Genomic DNA, 15,547 nt, shown 5'->3' on the forward strand with positions numbered 1-15,547 from the left:
ATTCTCTGGGGAAGAAGAAAACGAATCTTTAGATATCATCTAAGACCTTAGCGGCTATCAGTTGGCAAGGAATATACTTTTATGATACAAACATAATTTAAATTCTTGGTGCAAACAATACGTAGTTAACGCAAAAACTACGTAGTACTACTTAGTAATAAACTAGAGTAAATTACTAATAATTAACGAATTCAATATTTTCTTTTGCCCAATTGGTAAGTATATCTTTCTCTTTAACAAGACCTAATTTTGAAATAATATTAGAACGGTGTTTGTCTATCGTTCTCATGGACAAGGACAACAATTCTGCGATATCTTTGGTAGATTTTCCTTCGGCAACTAACTTCACAATAGTTCGTTCTGAAGCCGAAAGTAATTTTAATTTTTGCATTTGTGGAGCGACTTCATCATTAAAAATAGTATCAAAAACAAGGCTAAAGTATGGTGTTCCTTTATGCACACTTTGAATACAGTTATGTAATTCTTCAAACGGTTCGTCTTTTAAGATGTAACCCCAAATATTCAATTTTTTCGCTTTATAAACAAAGGCTTTTTCTTTATGTGAGCTGAGGATGATAAATTTAGTATCTGAGCCTTTTTCTTTGCATTTCTGGATGACTTCAAATCCTGTGAGTAATGGCATTTGTTCGTCTAAAACAGCTATATCTGGTTTTAAATCCATAATCTTATCTAAAGCTACTGCACCATTTTCTGCGACAGCAAGGACCTCGTAATTATAATCTTTAAGTTGATTGACTAAACCATTTAATAAAATAGGATGATCGTCTGCTACAATTAATGTGATATTGCTATTCATTTTTAAACTGGGATTTGAACTAATATGGATGTGCCTTCTGCTCTTTTACTTTTAATGGAAAAACTGCCTTTTAACATGCTGATACGCTCTGCCATGGTTTTTAAACCCAAACTGTTTTGTGTAATCTTATCACCAACATCAAAACCTTGACCGTTATCTTTTATTAAGATTTTAATGCCGTCAGTTTGTTTCAAAATATTGACAATTAATGTTTTTGCATTGGCATGTTTCAGCACATTATTCACAGATTCTTGAATAAACCTGTAAAAATTGAGTGATTCAATTTCATTAAAACGCTCATTAACATCGTCGATTTCTAAAGATATAAACATCTCAGTTTCTTCGTCTAAATCTAATAATAATTGTTCAATACTATCTGTAAGTCCGAGTTTAGCCAATGTTACAGGATACAAATCTCTAGAAATACTGCGCACTTCTTCTAAAGCATCATGAGCAAGGTTAGACAATTCTGTTTGATTTGTATTTTGAGCCTTCATTTTCAGCAATGTTATTTGTTGCCCAACGCCATCGTGTAAATCTTTTGCTATTCGGGTACGTTCTTCTTCTTGAGTTTTAATGAGCTCTTGTGAAAATACTTGTTGTCTTAATTCTCTTCGCTTGGCAGTTAAAAAAGAACGATAAAATATGATTCCACCAAACAGCACTAGTAAGCCCAAAGACCCAAAAAGTAAGAGTTGGTTTTTATTTTTATTTTTAAGATTTAGGACACTAATACTTGCCTTTTGGTTTTCAATTTCAAGATCTCGCTTTTCTGTTTCGTAGAGTGTTTGGTAATAGGCTAGGGATTTTAACTTTTGAACACTTGAAATCGAATCTTTAATGGCATAATGATTTAAAATGTGCTTTTTATAATTAATCTCGTCTCCATTTGCCTTATAAGCTTTTGCCAAGTATTGTTCGGCTGAAACAATATCTCCAATATGTGCTTTTTTGTTTTTTAATATTGATAATAACTCTGCGCTATTTTTTATCGCATTTTCGTAATCGCCCTTTGTAAATGCTAGAACTCGTTTTGCTTTTACAAGTTCTTCTTTTAGCCTATCCGTTTCATCTTTTTGGTAAATAATCTTCAGCTCTTCAAAATATGTTTCAGCTTGTACTATGCTATCGTTTTCACAATAGGCATGGACTAATTGCGTTAAAATTCTAGGCTTTACCACAAAACTATTATTTGTTTTTTCATTTGCTAAAAAGCACGCTTTAATATTTACTAATTGTTGTTCAAAACTTTCTATTCTTTTATTGTCTTCAGCTGCATTGAAATATAAGTTGGATAGAGCTCTATATCGATCTGTATCACCAATCATTATGATAGATTCATTCCGTTCTTTTTCGGCCTCTTCATAAAAAGCATTTCTACTATAGAGAATCGCTAATGCATTTTTTGCTCCAAGAATATTAGTGGTGTCTTTCAATTTTGAGAATATACTTGATGCTTCTTTTAAATGCTTAGAGGCTTCAGCGAATTCTCCTAATTCAGATTCATTATAACCTGTATACATAATGGCATAGCCCTTTAAACGCTCATCTTTTGCTTTTGAAGCGTAATCCTTGGCGATTGCATAATACTCAAATGACGTATCGAAATCTCCAGTATAGTAATAACTATCTGCTGCATTTAAATACATATAACCAATTGGACCAAAATCTGTTCCTTTACTTAATTTTTCATGATAGGTTTTGAATAGTTTGAGTCCTTCTTCTGGCTTTCCTAAATAATTATTTTGAAACCCAATTAAATCGGATACTCTTTGAGATGCTAATCTTAAGGAATCTAATGATATCGCTAAAGAAATGGTTTGACGTACAATTGAATCGTATTTTAATTCAGAATTACGATATGTGAGTTTTGTTAAGCTATCTAACCAAAAAAGACGTTCCCTTTTTTGAGTTTGCTGAATCTTAGAATTTGCAAATTCAATTTTGGTTTGTAATTCTATATCCTGAGCTGTTATTTGGAACCCAAATAATAAAATAACGGCGATAAGAATGTACTTCATAAGAACCTAGATAGATTTGTAAGATAATTCTTTTAGACCCCAAAATAGGGCTTAAATGGGTTTAGTTTAGAAACCCACACTCAACACATTGACTATAACTAATTTAAGGTATGTTTAAATATTTATGTGTTTGTAGAGACACCTTCCATTTTGGGTTTGCCATGACATAATCTACAATTTGCGGAACTACTTTATCTCGCTTACTCCATTCTGGTTGTAGATACAAAATGCAATCTTTATTTACTTTTTCCGCTTGTTCTTCAGCAAAACGAAAATCATCTTTATTATAGATGATGCACTTCAATTCGTGCGCTTTTTCATAGACTTCATCTGTAGGTAGTTTCATCTTTTTTGGAGATAGACAAATCCAATCCCAAGTACCTGTTAATTTATAAGCTCCTGAGGTCTCAATATGAGTTTGAACACCTTTAGCTTTTAACTGCTCAGTTAATGGTCCCATATCCCAAGTTAATGGCTCACCACCTGTGACAACAATGGTATTACTATACTTTACAGCATTCTCGACAATGGTTGAAGTTTCAGTAGGTGGATGCAATTCAGCTAACCAGCTTTCTTTCACATCACACCAATGACAACCAACATCGCAGCCACCAATTCTTACAAAATATGCAGCGGTACCTTTATGAAAACCTTCACCTTGAATGGTATAAAATTCTTCCATCAAAGGCAATAGTAATCCTTTGTCGATTTGTTCTTGTCGTTCTCTTCTTGTCATAGCCTGCAAATATATTGATTACTTGGCAGTATTCACTAGCAATATATTTTTCATTTTAGTACATTTTAAACTTGATTAAAATTATGCTATTTTTATGCAAATTTTGAATTATGAGTAGAGCGGACGATTTTTTAAAAGAAATCACAGAAGGAAACACCAATAAAGGTGAGTATATCACTTTAGGTTCTGCCATGTTAGATGGTGAAACATTGGCGAATGCATTTGTTAATGTGCCATTAAAAACCATGAATAGACATGGATTAATTGCTGGTGCAACTGGTACTGGTAAAACAAAAACATTACAGGTTTTAGCTGAAAATTTAAGTGAAAAAGGCGTTCCTGTTTTATTGATGGATATTAAAGGTGATTTGAGTGGTTTGGCAAAGCCAAGTCCAGGACACCCCAAAATTGATGAACGTCACGAAAAAATCGGAATACCATTTGATCCCAAGTCATTTCCAGTTGAAGTCATGACACTTTCTGAACAAGATGGTGTACGTTTAAGAGCAACCGTAAGTGAATTTGGACCCGTTTTATTATCTCGGATTTTAGACCTTTCTGATGCGCAATCTGGAGTAGTTGCAGTGATTTTTAAATACTGTGATGACAACAAATTACCATTACTAGATTTAAAAGATTTCAAAAAAATATTACAATATGCTACCCAAGAAGGTAAAGCTGAATTCACAGAAGCTTACGGAAGAATTTCAACGGCATCTACAGGAGCTATTTTGAGAAAAATAGTTGAGCTAGAACAGCAAGGTGCTAACTTATTCTTTGGTGAGGCCTCGTTTGAAGTTGATGATTTATTGCGTGTTAATGACGAAGGAAAAGGGTATATCAACATTATCAGATTAACTGATATTCAAGATAGACCAAAATTATTTTCAACATTTATGTTGAGTTTATTGGCTGAAATATATTCTACATTTCCTGAACAAGGTGATAGTGGTCGTCCAGAACTTATTATGTTTATTGACGAAGCGCATTTAATTTTCAATGAAGCTTCAAAAGCCTTATTAAATCAAATTGAAAGTATCGTTAAATTGATTCGTAGTAAAGGTGTTGGTTTATATTTTGTAACCCAAAATCCAACTGATGTTCCAGAAGCTGTTTTAGGTCAACTCGGACTGAAAGTTCAGCATGCACTTAGAGCATTTACAGCGAAAGACAGAAAAGCGATTAAACTCACAGCACAGAATTATCCTGATACAGAGTTTTACGATACTGCAGATGTATTAACTTCTTTAGGAATTGGTGAAGCACTTGTTTCCGCTTTAAACGAAAAAGGAAAACCTACGCCTTTGGCTGCTACTATGATGCGAGCTCCAATGAGCAGAATGGACATTTTAAGTGAGAGTGAATTAGGTGCGCTTTTAGCAAAATCTAAATTAGCAAGAAAATACAACAAAGAAGTAGATAGAGAAAGTGCTTATGAAATGCTCAATAAAAAAATTGAGGTTGCAGAAGCAGAAGAAGCTAAAGAAAAAGCACTTAAGGAAAAAGAAGCACTTAAAAAGGCCGAAACGAAACAACGCACAAGACGAACAAGCACAAGACAAAACCCAATTATTAAAGTATTAACAAGTCCAACTGTTATTAGAAGTGTTCTTGGTATCCTGACAAAATTATTAAAATAACAATACCCAATTTTTTATATTTATGAATAAATCCCTAGTTACATTAGTACTTATTGCCTTACTCATTGTTGGTTGTACTAAAGAAAAAAAACAAGATCCATTTCAAATTGGGAAGCAACACATTGGTTTGCTAACCGATTCTACTCAGGTTAAAGATTTAGAATTAATTTTCCCTTCAGATTCTATTGTGAAAAATATCATGGGAGATGAGTTTACAGGAGACATCAATGACATAGAAATTTACGATACAACTGGAAAACAACTCTTAACCCTTACTCCTACGCAATCTTTAGATTCTACTGCTGTAATTAAAAGCATTCATATTACAGATTCACGATATAAAACGGATAAAAATGTATCTACAATGAGCACATTTGGAGATATAAAGAACAACTATAAAATTTCGGGAATTTCAACACTAATTAATTCAATAGTCATTTCGGTGAATGAGATTAATGCCTCATTTACTATAGACAAAAAACAATTACCAGCTAGTTTACAGTTTAACATGGACTTAAAAATTGAAGCTGTCCAAATACCTGATAATGCTGAAATTAAATATTTCATGGTATATTGGTAGCAGAATAACAGTCTTTGACACGCTGTGATTTTGAAAAATTAAACTTAATAATGAGAAAATACACTGTACAAAACTCCCCATTTGTTGTACCTACTACTGATGGAAAAGTTATTAATGAGCACTTCGGACTAGCCACAGATGGCAATTCTGAAATAAGCATTGCTCATATGATTGCTCCTCCAGGTTGGAGTGAACCTTTTCAAACTCCAAAATTTGACGAATATACTTTTATAATTAAAGGTAAAAAACAATTTATAATTGAAGGAGAAACAGTGGTCTTAGCAGAAGGTCAGTCAATTAAAATTGAAAAAAACACTAAAGTTCAATACTCAAATCCATTTACCGACGTTTGTGAATATATTGCTATTTGTAAGCCAGCTTTTTCAATGGAATTAGTTAATAGAGAAGAGTAGATGAAATATATAATTGCAAAATTCATAGGTAGTATAATCAATTTTATTAGTCTATTTTCTTCGCTAACAGCAGGAAAAATGGCTATTAAATTATTTTCATCACCTAAGAGAAAAAGATTAAAAGAATCAGAGAAAGACTTCTTAGAAACTGCATTTATTGAAGACATAAAATACAATGACATGAGTATCATGACCTACCGATGGTTGGGCAAAAAAGATACAGTTTTGTTGGTGCATGGTTGGGAAAGCAATTCGTTTAGATGGAAAGACTTAATTGTAAAACTTACAGCTTCAGATTTTAATGTCATTGCACTTGATGCTCCGGCTCATGGTAGATCAAGCGGAAAGCTCTTCAATGCTGTAATATATTCTGAATGTATTAATGTTGTAGCACAAAAGTTTAATGCAAATATTGTTATTGGGCATTCTGTTGGTGGAATGGCAACAACGTTTTTTCAACATAAATATCAATTACCTACAATTGAAAAACTAGTATTGCTTGGAGCACCTTCAAATTTTGTAGATGTTTTTGGAAGATATATTGATATGATGGGTTACAACACTAGAATTTCAAAAGCTATGAATAACATTATTCATGAACGTTTTAATTATAAACCAGAACATTTTAATGCTGCGAAGTTTTCAGAAACCATAGCAGCTGAAGGCCTATTAATTCATGATAAACACGATTCTATAATTCCATATAGTGATGCCGAAGATTTTAAAAATTTCTACAAAAATTCTAAATTAATAACTACTGAAGGATTTGGTCACGGATTAAAGTCTGAAACTGTTGATGAACATATTTTGGCATTTGTAAGTAATTAGTTTGTTGTACTTTTGAATATGTCTGAAGAATTAAAAAGAATCAATAAATACCTTAGCGAAGCTGGTCATTGCTCACGTCGTGAAGCAGACAAACTCATTGAAGCTAGACGCGTAACCATTAACGGAACTGTACCTGAAATGGGAACAAAAGTTGGACCTACTGATGAAGTCCATGTAGATGGTGAACTCATAAAAAACACTAAAGAGGCTTTTGTTTATTTGGCTTTTAATAAGCCAATTGGCATTGTTTGTACCACAGACACTCGAGTTGAAAAAGACAACATAATAGATTTTATAAATTATCCCAAACGAATTTTCCCTATAGGTCGATTAGATAAACCTAGTGAAGGATTGATTCTTTTAACTGATGATGGTGATATTGTAAATAAGATTCTACGTGCCAGTAATAATCACGAAAAAGAATACTTAGTAACCGTCGACAAACCTATTTCTCAAACTTTTATTACACGAATGTCTGGTGGTATTTTCCTTGATGAATTAAAAAAAACAACGAAGAAGTGTGAGGTTGAAAAACTAAGCAAGTATTCTTTCAGAATTGTATTAACTCAAGGTCTTAACAGACAAATTAGACGTATGTGTGATTATCTAAATTACGATGTACACACTCTAAAACGTGTTAGAATTATGAACATTGGTTTAGATATTCCAGTTGGAGAATACCGAGAACTAACACAAGAAGAATTTAAAGAACTGACTGTTTTACTTGAAAATTCACAAATGAATTATCAAGCAAATTCAACTAGAAGATAATAGTTAATTTTGAATAATTAGTTTTAAACTATGTCCAAAATCTCACCCTTTCATATAGCAATTCCTGTTCATAATTTAGAGGAATGTCGAACCTTTTACAGAAACATTCTTAACTGTGAAGAAGGCAGAAGTAGTGATCATTGGGTCGATTTTAATTTATTTGGGCATCAATTAGTTATTCATTACAAACCAAAAACAGAAGAAAAACTTCACACAAATGCTGTTGATGGAAAATCTGTTCCAGTGCCTCATTATGGTGTTGTACTGCCATGGCAGATATTTGAAGAGTTTTCGAAATCACTAATACAAAAAGAGGTTCACTTTATTATTAAACCATACATCAGATTTGAAGGGCAAATTGGTGAGCAAGCCACTATGTTTTTTTTAGATCCAGCGGGAAATGCTTTAGAATTTAAATCCTTTAAAGATATCACTCAACTTTTTGCTAAATAAAAAAAAACACCTCTAATCTTTTTACAGATTAAAGGTGCTGAAAGTTGCTAAAAAATCAATTACTTTGGTTGGTTATTTATCTAAAACAACTTTTTTAATTTTAGTTCCATCTTTAGTAATCACTTTTAAGTAATATACTTGACTTGCTAAGCCAGACAGATTAATATTTATTTCCTTGTCTCTTATCTTATTAAATGATTGACTAAATATTCTAGTTCCAATCAAATCAAAGAGTTCTACTGTTGCACTATCATCAGACAATCTATTAGGCTTGATAGTCAGTTTACCACTAGTTGGATTAGGATACAAATCAAAATCAAAACTACCGTTTCTACCAAACATATTATTGTAATAATCAGCTTTAGTACATGTTGAATTCAATGTGATTTCACAAGTTGTTGTGCATCCATTTGCATCTGTAACTTCAACGATAAAAGTTGCATAACTCAGACCTGGGATATAAGTCATCTCTTGATTTTCAGATCCAGACTCAATTTCCCACATTCCCATGTATCCTGACTTATCCATAGACCATGAATAGGTATAAGGTCCTACACCTCCTAATTGAAGTACATTTATACTATTATTAACCCTATCATTACATCTAATCTCATTTCCGCCAAAAGATTTACCAATTTTACAACTCAACTCATCTGGTTGTCCAATTTCAACTAATCTTCCATCAACACATGGATTCTGAGATCTTGAAGAAAAGTCTTTTTTACTATTAGAGCTCATTCGAGTCAATTCGTTTGCAATTAACTTAGCTTCTACAACATAACTTCCAGGAGCAAAGTATTCTTGTCCACTTAAATCTGGACCAATCCCATTCAATCTAATTGTATAAAATGCGCCTTCGCTCAAACTTTCTATAGTTATTGTCCCGTCATCAAGTCCATAACAAGTGGCATCCGTAGAGCTTACTTGAACATCAACAAGAACCGGTTCAACTATTATTATCTCTTGAGAAGTCATACAATCAACATCATTATTACCATCAAAATAAGCCACAACTGTGTAAGTTCCTGGCACATAAAGCATATTTGCATCATAAGGGTTTCCATTTACGGTAACTGTTGCTCCATTTGTAACAAGATCTACTGTTATTGTACCATCATTAAGTCCAAAGCATGTAACATCTGTATAAGACAATTGTAAATCAATCACCTCTTTAGTCAATTCTGAACTACTCATTGCTGAACAACCGTTATCATTATCTGTAACTGTTAAGGTATATGTTCCAACTTCATCAACTGTGATATTTTCTGTAGCTGCAGAATAACCGTTTGGTCCACTCCAAGAATAAGATAAATCTGCATCTGGATTAGTAGAACTTCCACTTCCATCAAATGTTACTTCAAAAACTGTACAAGTTAATTCTGCATTTGCACCTGCATCAGCTGTTGGTGCTGTTGTATCTGATGTTACCTCAGCATTGCTCATTGCTGAACAACCATTATCATTATCCGTAACCGTTAAAGTATACGTACCAATTTCACTTACTGTGATTTCTTCTGTTATAGCTGAATATCCATTTGGCCCACTCCATTCGTATGATAAATTTGCGTCTGGATTAGTTGAACTTCCTGAACCTGTTAATGTCACCTCTAAAGTTGTACACGTCAGTTCTGCATCTGCTCCTGCATCTGCACTTGGTTTGATATTATCAATAGTTACTTCTGTAGTACTCGATGCTGAACAACCAGTTAATGTTTCGGTAACCGTTAATGTGTAACTTCCAATTGCGTCTACTGATGGATTCTGTTCATTAGAAGAATATCCATTAGGACCTGACCAAGAATAAGTAACACCTGCTGTGGTACTAGATCCAGATAACTGAACACTTAAAGTTGAACAGCTCAATTCTCCACCTGAGGCAGTTACTTCTGGTAAAGCATTTACAACTACAGTAACGGTTGCAGAAGCGTCATCACAAACAATACCTTCAGATTCTCTAGTATATGTATATACCCCAACTAATTCACCTGATTGGAAAGTTCCATCTGTTGGATCTCCATTAGGATCAGCCCAAGTACCTCCAGTCTCAGCTCCTGTCAATTCACTAAATAAGTCATATTCAATTGTATCATCAGAACAGATAGTCAATGAACCATTCTGTCCAGCATTTACTGGTGAATCAAAGTCTACTACTAAATCCATTGAATCATCACCACAAACACCTAATGCAGATTGTATTGTGTATCGTAATCTAAATTGACCTGCACCATTATCTGGGAAATCTACGCTAGATGCGTTATTTAAATCTAACTGTGAAGGTCCATTAATTTGAGTCCAACCTCCATTAGCAGGTATTCCATTCTCTAAATAAGAGAATAAATCTACATCAAATTTATCTGAACCACATAATAGATCATCATTATCATTTCCAGCATCAGGTGGTGTATCAAATGTTATGTCTAAATCCATTGCGTCGTCATCACAAACACCTAATTCAGACTGAACAGTATATCGTAATTTGAAATTTCCTGCACCATTATCTGGGAAATCAACATTTGCAGCATTGCTTAAATCTAAATTAACCAATCCTGATACTTGACTCCATTCTCCATTGGTAGCAACTCCATTCTCTAAATAAGAGAATAAATCTATTCCAAATTGTTCGCCACAGAAATCATCTGAATTATCATCACCAGCACCAACTGGTAAATCGAATGCTATTGCTAAATCCATTGAATCCTCATCACAAACTCCTAATGCTGACTGAACAGTATATCGTAATGTGAAGTTTCCTGCTCCATTATCTGGGAAATCAACATTTGAAGCATTACTTAAATTTAAATTAAATGGTCCATTAATTTGAGTCCATGCTCCATTGGAAGCAACGCCTCCATCTAAATAAGAGAATAAATCTAGTCCAAATTGTTCGCCACAGAATTCATCTGAATTATCATCACCAGCACTAACTGGTAAATCGAATGCTATTGCTAAATCCATTGAATCACTTGCACAAATACCTAAATCTGATTGAAGCGTATATCTCAATGCAAAGTTACCTGCACCATTATCTGGAAAATCAACACTTGAAGCATTATTTAAATCTAATGCAAATGGTCCGTTAATTTGAGTCCATTCCCCATTAGTAGCAACTCCAGCTTCTAAATAAGAGAATAAGTCTAGTCCAAATTGTTCGCCACAGAATTCATCTGAATTATCATCACCAGCACTAACTGGTAAATCGAATGCTATTGCTAAATCCATTGAATCACTTGCACAAATACCTAAATCTGATTGAAGCGTATATCTCAATGCAAAGTTACCTGCACCATTATCTGGAAAATCAACACTTGAAGCATTATTTAAATCTAATGCAAATGGTCCGTTAATTTGAGTCCATTCCCCATTAGTAGCAACGCCTCCATCTAAATAAGAGAATAAGTCTAGTCCAAATTGTTCGCCACAGAAATCATCTGAATTATCATCACCAGCACTAACTGGTAAATCGAATGCTATTGCTAAATCCATTGAATCACTTGCACAAATACCTAAATCTGATTGAAGCGTATATCTCAATGCAAAGTTACCTGCACCATTATCTGGAAAATCAACACTTGAAGCATTATTTAAATCTAATGCAAATGGTCCGTTAATTTGAGTCCATTCCCCATTAGTAGCAACTCCAGCTTCTAAATAAGAGAATAAATCTAGTCCAAATTGTTCGCCACAGAATTCATCTGAATTATCATCACCTGCATCCAAAGACTCGCTTCCTTCAACATTAAACGTTGAACTACAGCTTACACCATCTGGATTACAACGATCTATTGCTCTAAAGTTAAATGACAATTCAATATTCGTATCACAAGAAGAATCTGGTAAGCTAGGGAATGTTCCTAAATTATCTGTTGCATTACATCCTCCTGTTTTAGTGAAGCCTAACTTCCATGCATCATATGCATCTTGAATTTCTTGAACTGTTGAAGATGAATCTAAATTAACTCCTGCAGGGCAGTCTACCTGTAAATTAGGTGATCTTGTAATAGTAAAACTTGCCGTCTCACTCTTATTCTCACATAAATCTGTTACATTATATGTTACTTCAACTGTACCTCCCGAACATAAGCCTGGTGCACTATAAGCACTTGCTAATTGTCCTGAAGCATCACATCCTCCAGTGAAACCAAACTTATCTAAAAACGCTTGGAAAACTACATTTAATGCTGCATCATCATAATCACAGGATGCATAACTCTCGTCTGCTACTTCTGTAGCTTCTAAAGTTGACACAAAAGCTTTTACTGTAAAACTGCAAGTAATAGCCAATGTCTTTGCACAATCATCACTAGCATTTACATCTACTGAGATTATTTGATCTGCACTACCACATTGTGTTGGTGCTTGTAAGGCTGATACATCAGTAGAATATTCTACCTCTGCATTACAACCTCCCGTTGCACTAAAGTTTGCTAATACTGCTGCTTTCCAAATATTAAACGCAGCCAATATCTCTGCATCTGTTGAACAACCATCTACTTCATTGACTGTTGGACAGTCACCAACTAAAGCTAAATCATTTGAATAAGCAGGAACTGTAAAAGTCGCTGTTACTGGTGTTGTTTCACCGCAATCATCTTTTGCATTTATATCTACTGACAATACTTGTGCTGAATTATTACAATAACCATCTACTGAAAGTGTCGTTAAATCTACTGAATACTCAACAGTAGCAGCACAACCACCTGATGCCGTCATATTTTGTAGTGCAAGCATCCATGCTGCAAACTCATCTGCTGGGTTTACACAAGCTAATGTTGTAACATCTGTTGGCTTTGGACTTAATGATAAGTCATTTGAATATGCACCTAAAGTAAATGTACATTCAGTACCAGCTTGACCACATAGATCAGAAGCACTTATAAATACAGATATTTGTTGTTCACTTAAACCACATTTCGTAGGCTTCACTAAAGAATTCAAAGCAGGATTAATATCGACATTGATAGCTCCACAAGAACCATTAGCTGTCATTGCTTGGATACCTGAAACCCAAGTATTCCATGCATTATCTATATCTGTATCACTAGCACACCCATCCAAATTAGGATCTGATGGACAATCTGAGATTACTATATTTTCTACATAAGCACCTAGTGTAAAAGTACATTCAATTGGAGAAGTTACTCCACAATCGTCTTTTGCATTAATACTTATTGATACTACTTGTTCTGAATTCCCACAAACAGTTGGTTTAATTAATTGACCAATTGGTGTAGAATATTCTGTTATCGGGTTACATCCTCCTGCTGCTGAAATCGCATTTAATCCATTAATCCATGTTGTCCAAGCTGAGTCAATTTCTGAAGGTGTAGCACAACCTGTCAGTTCGGGATCTCCAAGACAGTTTCCAGATAAAGTTAATGCTGGCACTGTAAATATAAAATCACGAGTACAAGTTACACCTGTTATATCCTGACCATCATCAGTTAAATAATAAGTTCTAGTAATAGTTATTCCATTACAAATATCTCCTGGATTACTATCTTCATGTCTAATACCTGCTGTTCCACAAGTTTCTACATTTGAAAATACATCAGTAAGTTCTCCTTCAGAATCTCCAGAATCATAATTAGATGGTATGGTAGCTGTACAACTTTCAATTGGCACATCTGCTAAACTATTACATGTTGCTGTTGGGTTACATAAAGACTCAGTCACTTCTGCTTGTGAAGAATCACTTAATGGATCTCCTACTGGTGTTTGTCCTGAAACATTAGCCGTATTAATAAAAGGAAATGCTTGTCCTCCTGTAAATGTATGCTCATAATAGTAGGTTATCGATTGACCAGATGTCATAGAAGTTTGAAAAACTGGTAACAAATTGGTGTCATCTATACTTATATCTAAATCTGAAAAATCCATATTACTTATGGTTTGCTGACCGTCATTTGAAATGGTAAAGCAATACGTCACTTTAGAATCATTTGGATTAGGAATGGTTTTAGCACCATCACAAGTTACTCCTCCATTATGTCCTGCATATACTGTTTTCTCTAGTGACAAATCGTTATTACATCCACTTTGAGCAATATCTAAGAAACATTGCGTTAAATCACCTTCAGAAATTAAACCATAATCTGCAGTTAACACTGTTAAGGCTGGATTTGTTGGTCCATCATCAACAATTGATCCTGAAATTGCTGCAAGATTAGATGCCGTAATTCCTGTACCTACACCTAACATAAACATATGTGAGCCATCTTCTTTTACTTCACAAGCTTCATCTAATGCATTACTTAAAGAAATGGCTGCTCCTTGACTTGTTAGAATAACTCCATCGGAATCTCTTATATAAGCCGTAGGATTACCATCAGTCATAAATAAAACAATATCTGCCGTTTGGATCGCGTTAAGATCTAAAACTTTATTTAAAGCATCTTCCCAATTGGTATATTGACTAGTCGTATTATTTCGATTTCCATATTGCGCCACAAGACCTGTTGTAGCATTTTCTAACCCATTAATATAAGCTTGATTTACGGTATTCCAATTTGTAAATCCACCATATGTTGGGATATCTGCACTAGAAGCGAATTCAACAAAAGCCATTTGAGCTCCTGTATCTTTTAATGCATTAGCCAATGCCAAAGAAGCAGCTTCAACCTGAGCCTCTGTTGAAGCACCTATTGAACCTGATTCATCTAAAACTACAGCTACATTTAATGCATTACACGAAGGTGAGGGGTTTATTGGATTTAAACATACATTTCCAACTGTTGTGGTATGATTTGAGCTAGTTGTATCACAACTTCCATTATCAGTCCAATGCGCACGAATATTTCCGTTAATAGTAGACACCCACGTGAAAGGTGAGGGTCCATGAGCAAGAACATTGTCTGATGTATCTGTAATTGTAACATATTTATCAGCTCCATTACGCACACAACTGAAATCATAAGATTCTCCTAAAATAGCTCCTGAGAGATTGGTATATTCTTTAGTATAACTGTTAGTTGCTATTGTAGTTAAACCAATTGAAGGAATTGCTACAGTAGCAGCTGGATATAAATCAGTATTAATACATTGAGCATATCCAAATTGAATTGAACTAATAGAAATAAAAAACAGTAACAAGATTTTACTGAATAAAGTCACTTGTTTCTGACAACAACTCGCATCCAACTTAGTTGAACTAATAGCAAAGGTTTTCATAATGATTGGTTTTTTTGTTAAACCAAACATAAATGTGTTACAGGTTAGTGTAAACTTGGGTTGATAGGCTATTAATCAACCATAAAAAAAATGCTATTGTATGTTAAATAATATCTGTAGG

Annotated in this window: 10 protein-coding genes; 6 read left to right on the forward strand and 4 right to left on the reverse strand. The window is 34.0% G+C overall.

Annotation, left to right across the window (positions count from 1 at the left end):
• Positions 1-175: 175 nt before the first annotated feature.
• The 3 genes from RH81_RS12155 to RH81_RS12165 all read right to left on the reverse strand — a co-directional run bounded on the left by RH81_RS12155 (position 176) and on the right by RH81_RS12165 (position 3,574).
• Positions 176-817 carry a response regulator transcription factor gene (locus tag RH81_RS12155; protein ID WP_033960695.1) on the reverse strand — a complete coding sequence of 214 codons (642 nt, stop codon included), beginning with the start codon at positions 815-817 and terminating at the stop codon, positions 176-178.
• A gap of 2 nt (positions 818-819) precedes the next feature.
• Entirely contained in the window at positions 820-2,838 is a 2,019-nt protein-coding gene (locus RH81_RS12160; protein ID WP_033960697.1) for an ATP-binding protein, read from the reverse strand.
• 103 nt (positions 2,839-2,941) lie between these two features.
• Positions 2,942-3,574, reverse strand: a complete 633-nt coding sequence (locus tag RH81_RS12165; RefSeq protein WP_033960699.1) for a 7-carboxy-7-deazaguanine synthase QueE — start codon at positions 3,572-3,574, stop codon at positions 2,942-2,944.
• A gap of 110 nt (positions 3,575-3,684) precedes the next feature.
• On the opposite strand from RH81_RS12165, the gene RH81_RS12170 reads away from it, so the two are divergent.
• The 6 genes from RH81_RS12170 to RH81_RS12195 are packed head-to-tail and all read left to right on the forward strand — an operon-like array spanning position 3,685 to position 8,259.
• Positions 3,685-5,214 carry a helicase HerA-like domain-containing protein gene (locus tag RH81_RS12170; protein ID WP_033960700.1) on the forward strand — a complete coding sequence of 510 codons (1,530 nt, stop codon included), beginning with the start codon at positions 3,685-3,687 and terminating at the stop codon, positions 5,212-5,214.
• Between the two features lie 22 nt (positions 5,215-5,236).
• Positions 5,237-5,794 (forward strand): hypothetical protein, encoded by a 558-nt coding sequence (locus tag RH81_RS12175; protein ID WP_033960701.1) that lies wholly within the window; start codon positions 5,237-5,239, stop codon positions 5,792-5,794.
• Positions 5,795-5,844: 50 nt separating this feature from the next.
• Positions 5,845-6,207 (forward strand): cupin domain-containing protein, encoded by a 363-nt coding sequence (locus tag RH81_RS12180; RefSeq protein WP_033960702.1) that lies wholly within the window; start codon positions 5,845-5,847, stop codon positions 6,205-6,207.
• Entirely contained in the window at positions 6,208-7,035 is an 828-nt protein-coding gene (locus tag RH81_RS12185; protein WP_033960710.1) for an alpha/beta hydrolase, read from the forward strand.
• Between the two features lie 18 nt (positions 7,036-7,053).
• Complete coding sequence (locus RH81_RS12190) at positions 7,054-7,806, forward strand: pseudouridine synthase (protein ID WP_033960718.1); 753 nt, start codon at positions 7,054-7,056, stop codon at positions 7,804-7,806.
• 30 nt (positions 7,807-7,836) lie between these two features.
• The gene (locus tag RH81_RS12195) at positions 7,837-8,259 is read left to right on the forward strand and encodes a VOC family protein (RefSeq protein WP_033960720.1); all 423 of its coding nucleotides are present in this window, start codon (positions 7,837-7,839) and stop codon (positions 8,257-8,259) included.
• Positions 8,260-8,331: 72 nt separating this feature from the next.
• On the opposite strand, the gene RH81_RS12200 is transcribed toward RH81_RS12195, so the two are convergent.
• Positions 8,332-15,426: a T9SS type A sorting domain-containing protein gene (locus tag RH81_RS12200; RefSeq protein ID WP_161791988.1), complete on the reverse strand. Its 7,095-nt coding sequence runs from the start codon at positions 15,424-15,426 to the stop codon at positions 8,332-8,334.
• Positions 15,427-15,547 lie beyond the last annotated feature (121 nt).

Origin of the sequence: Psychroserpens jangbogonensis (assembly GCF_000797465.1) — a bacterium.
GTDB classification, from domain to species: Bacteria; Bacteroidota; Bacteroidia; order Flavobacteriales; family Flavobacteriaceae; genus Psychroserpens; species Psychroserpens jangbogonensis.

Excerpts from the sequence above, each read along its gene's own strand:
- RH81_RS12155 (WP_033960695.1), bottom strand. The coding sequence starts at position 817 with ATGAATAGCAATATCACATTAATTGTAGCAGACGATCATCCTATTTTA.
- RH81_RS12160 (WP_033960697.1), bottom strand. The coding sequence starts at position 2,838 with ATGAAGTACATTCTTATCGCCGTTATTTTATTATTTGGGTTCCAAATA.
- RH81_RS12165 (WP_033960699.1), bottom strand. The coding sequence starts at position 3,574 with ATGACAAGAAGAGAACGACAAGAACAAATCGACAAAGGATTACTATTG.
- RH81_RS12170 (WP_033960700.1), top strand. The coding sequence starts at position 3,685 with ATGAGTAGAGCGGACGATTTTTTAAAAGAAATCACAGAAGGAAACACC.
- RH81_RS12175 (WP_033960701.1), top strand. The coding sequence starts at position 5,237 with ATGAATAAATCCCTAGTTACATTAGTACTTATTGCCTTACTCATTGTT.
- RH81_RS12180 (WP_033960702.1), top strand. The coding sequence starts at position 5,845 with ATGAGAAAATACACTGTACAAAACTCCCCATTTGTTGTACCTACTACT.
- RH81_RS12185 (WP_033960710.1), top strand. The coding sequence starts at position 6,208 with ATGAAATATATAATTGCAAAATTCATAGGTAGTATAATCAATTTTATT.
- RH81_RS12190 (WP_033960718.1), top strand. The coding sequence starts at position 7,054 with ATGTCTGAAGAATTAAAAAGAATCAATAAATACCTTAGCGAAGCTGGT.
- RH81_RS12195 (WP_033960720.1), top strand. The coding sequence starts at position 7,837 with ATGTCCAAAATCTCACCCTTTCATATAGCAATTCCTGTTCATAATTTA.
- RH81_RS12200 (WP_161791988.1), bottom strand. The coding sequence starts at position 15,426 with ATGAAAACCTTTGCTATTAGTTCAACTAAGTTGGATGCGAGTTGTTGT.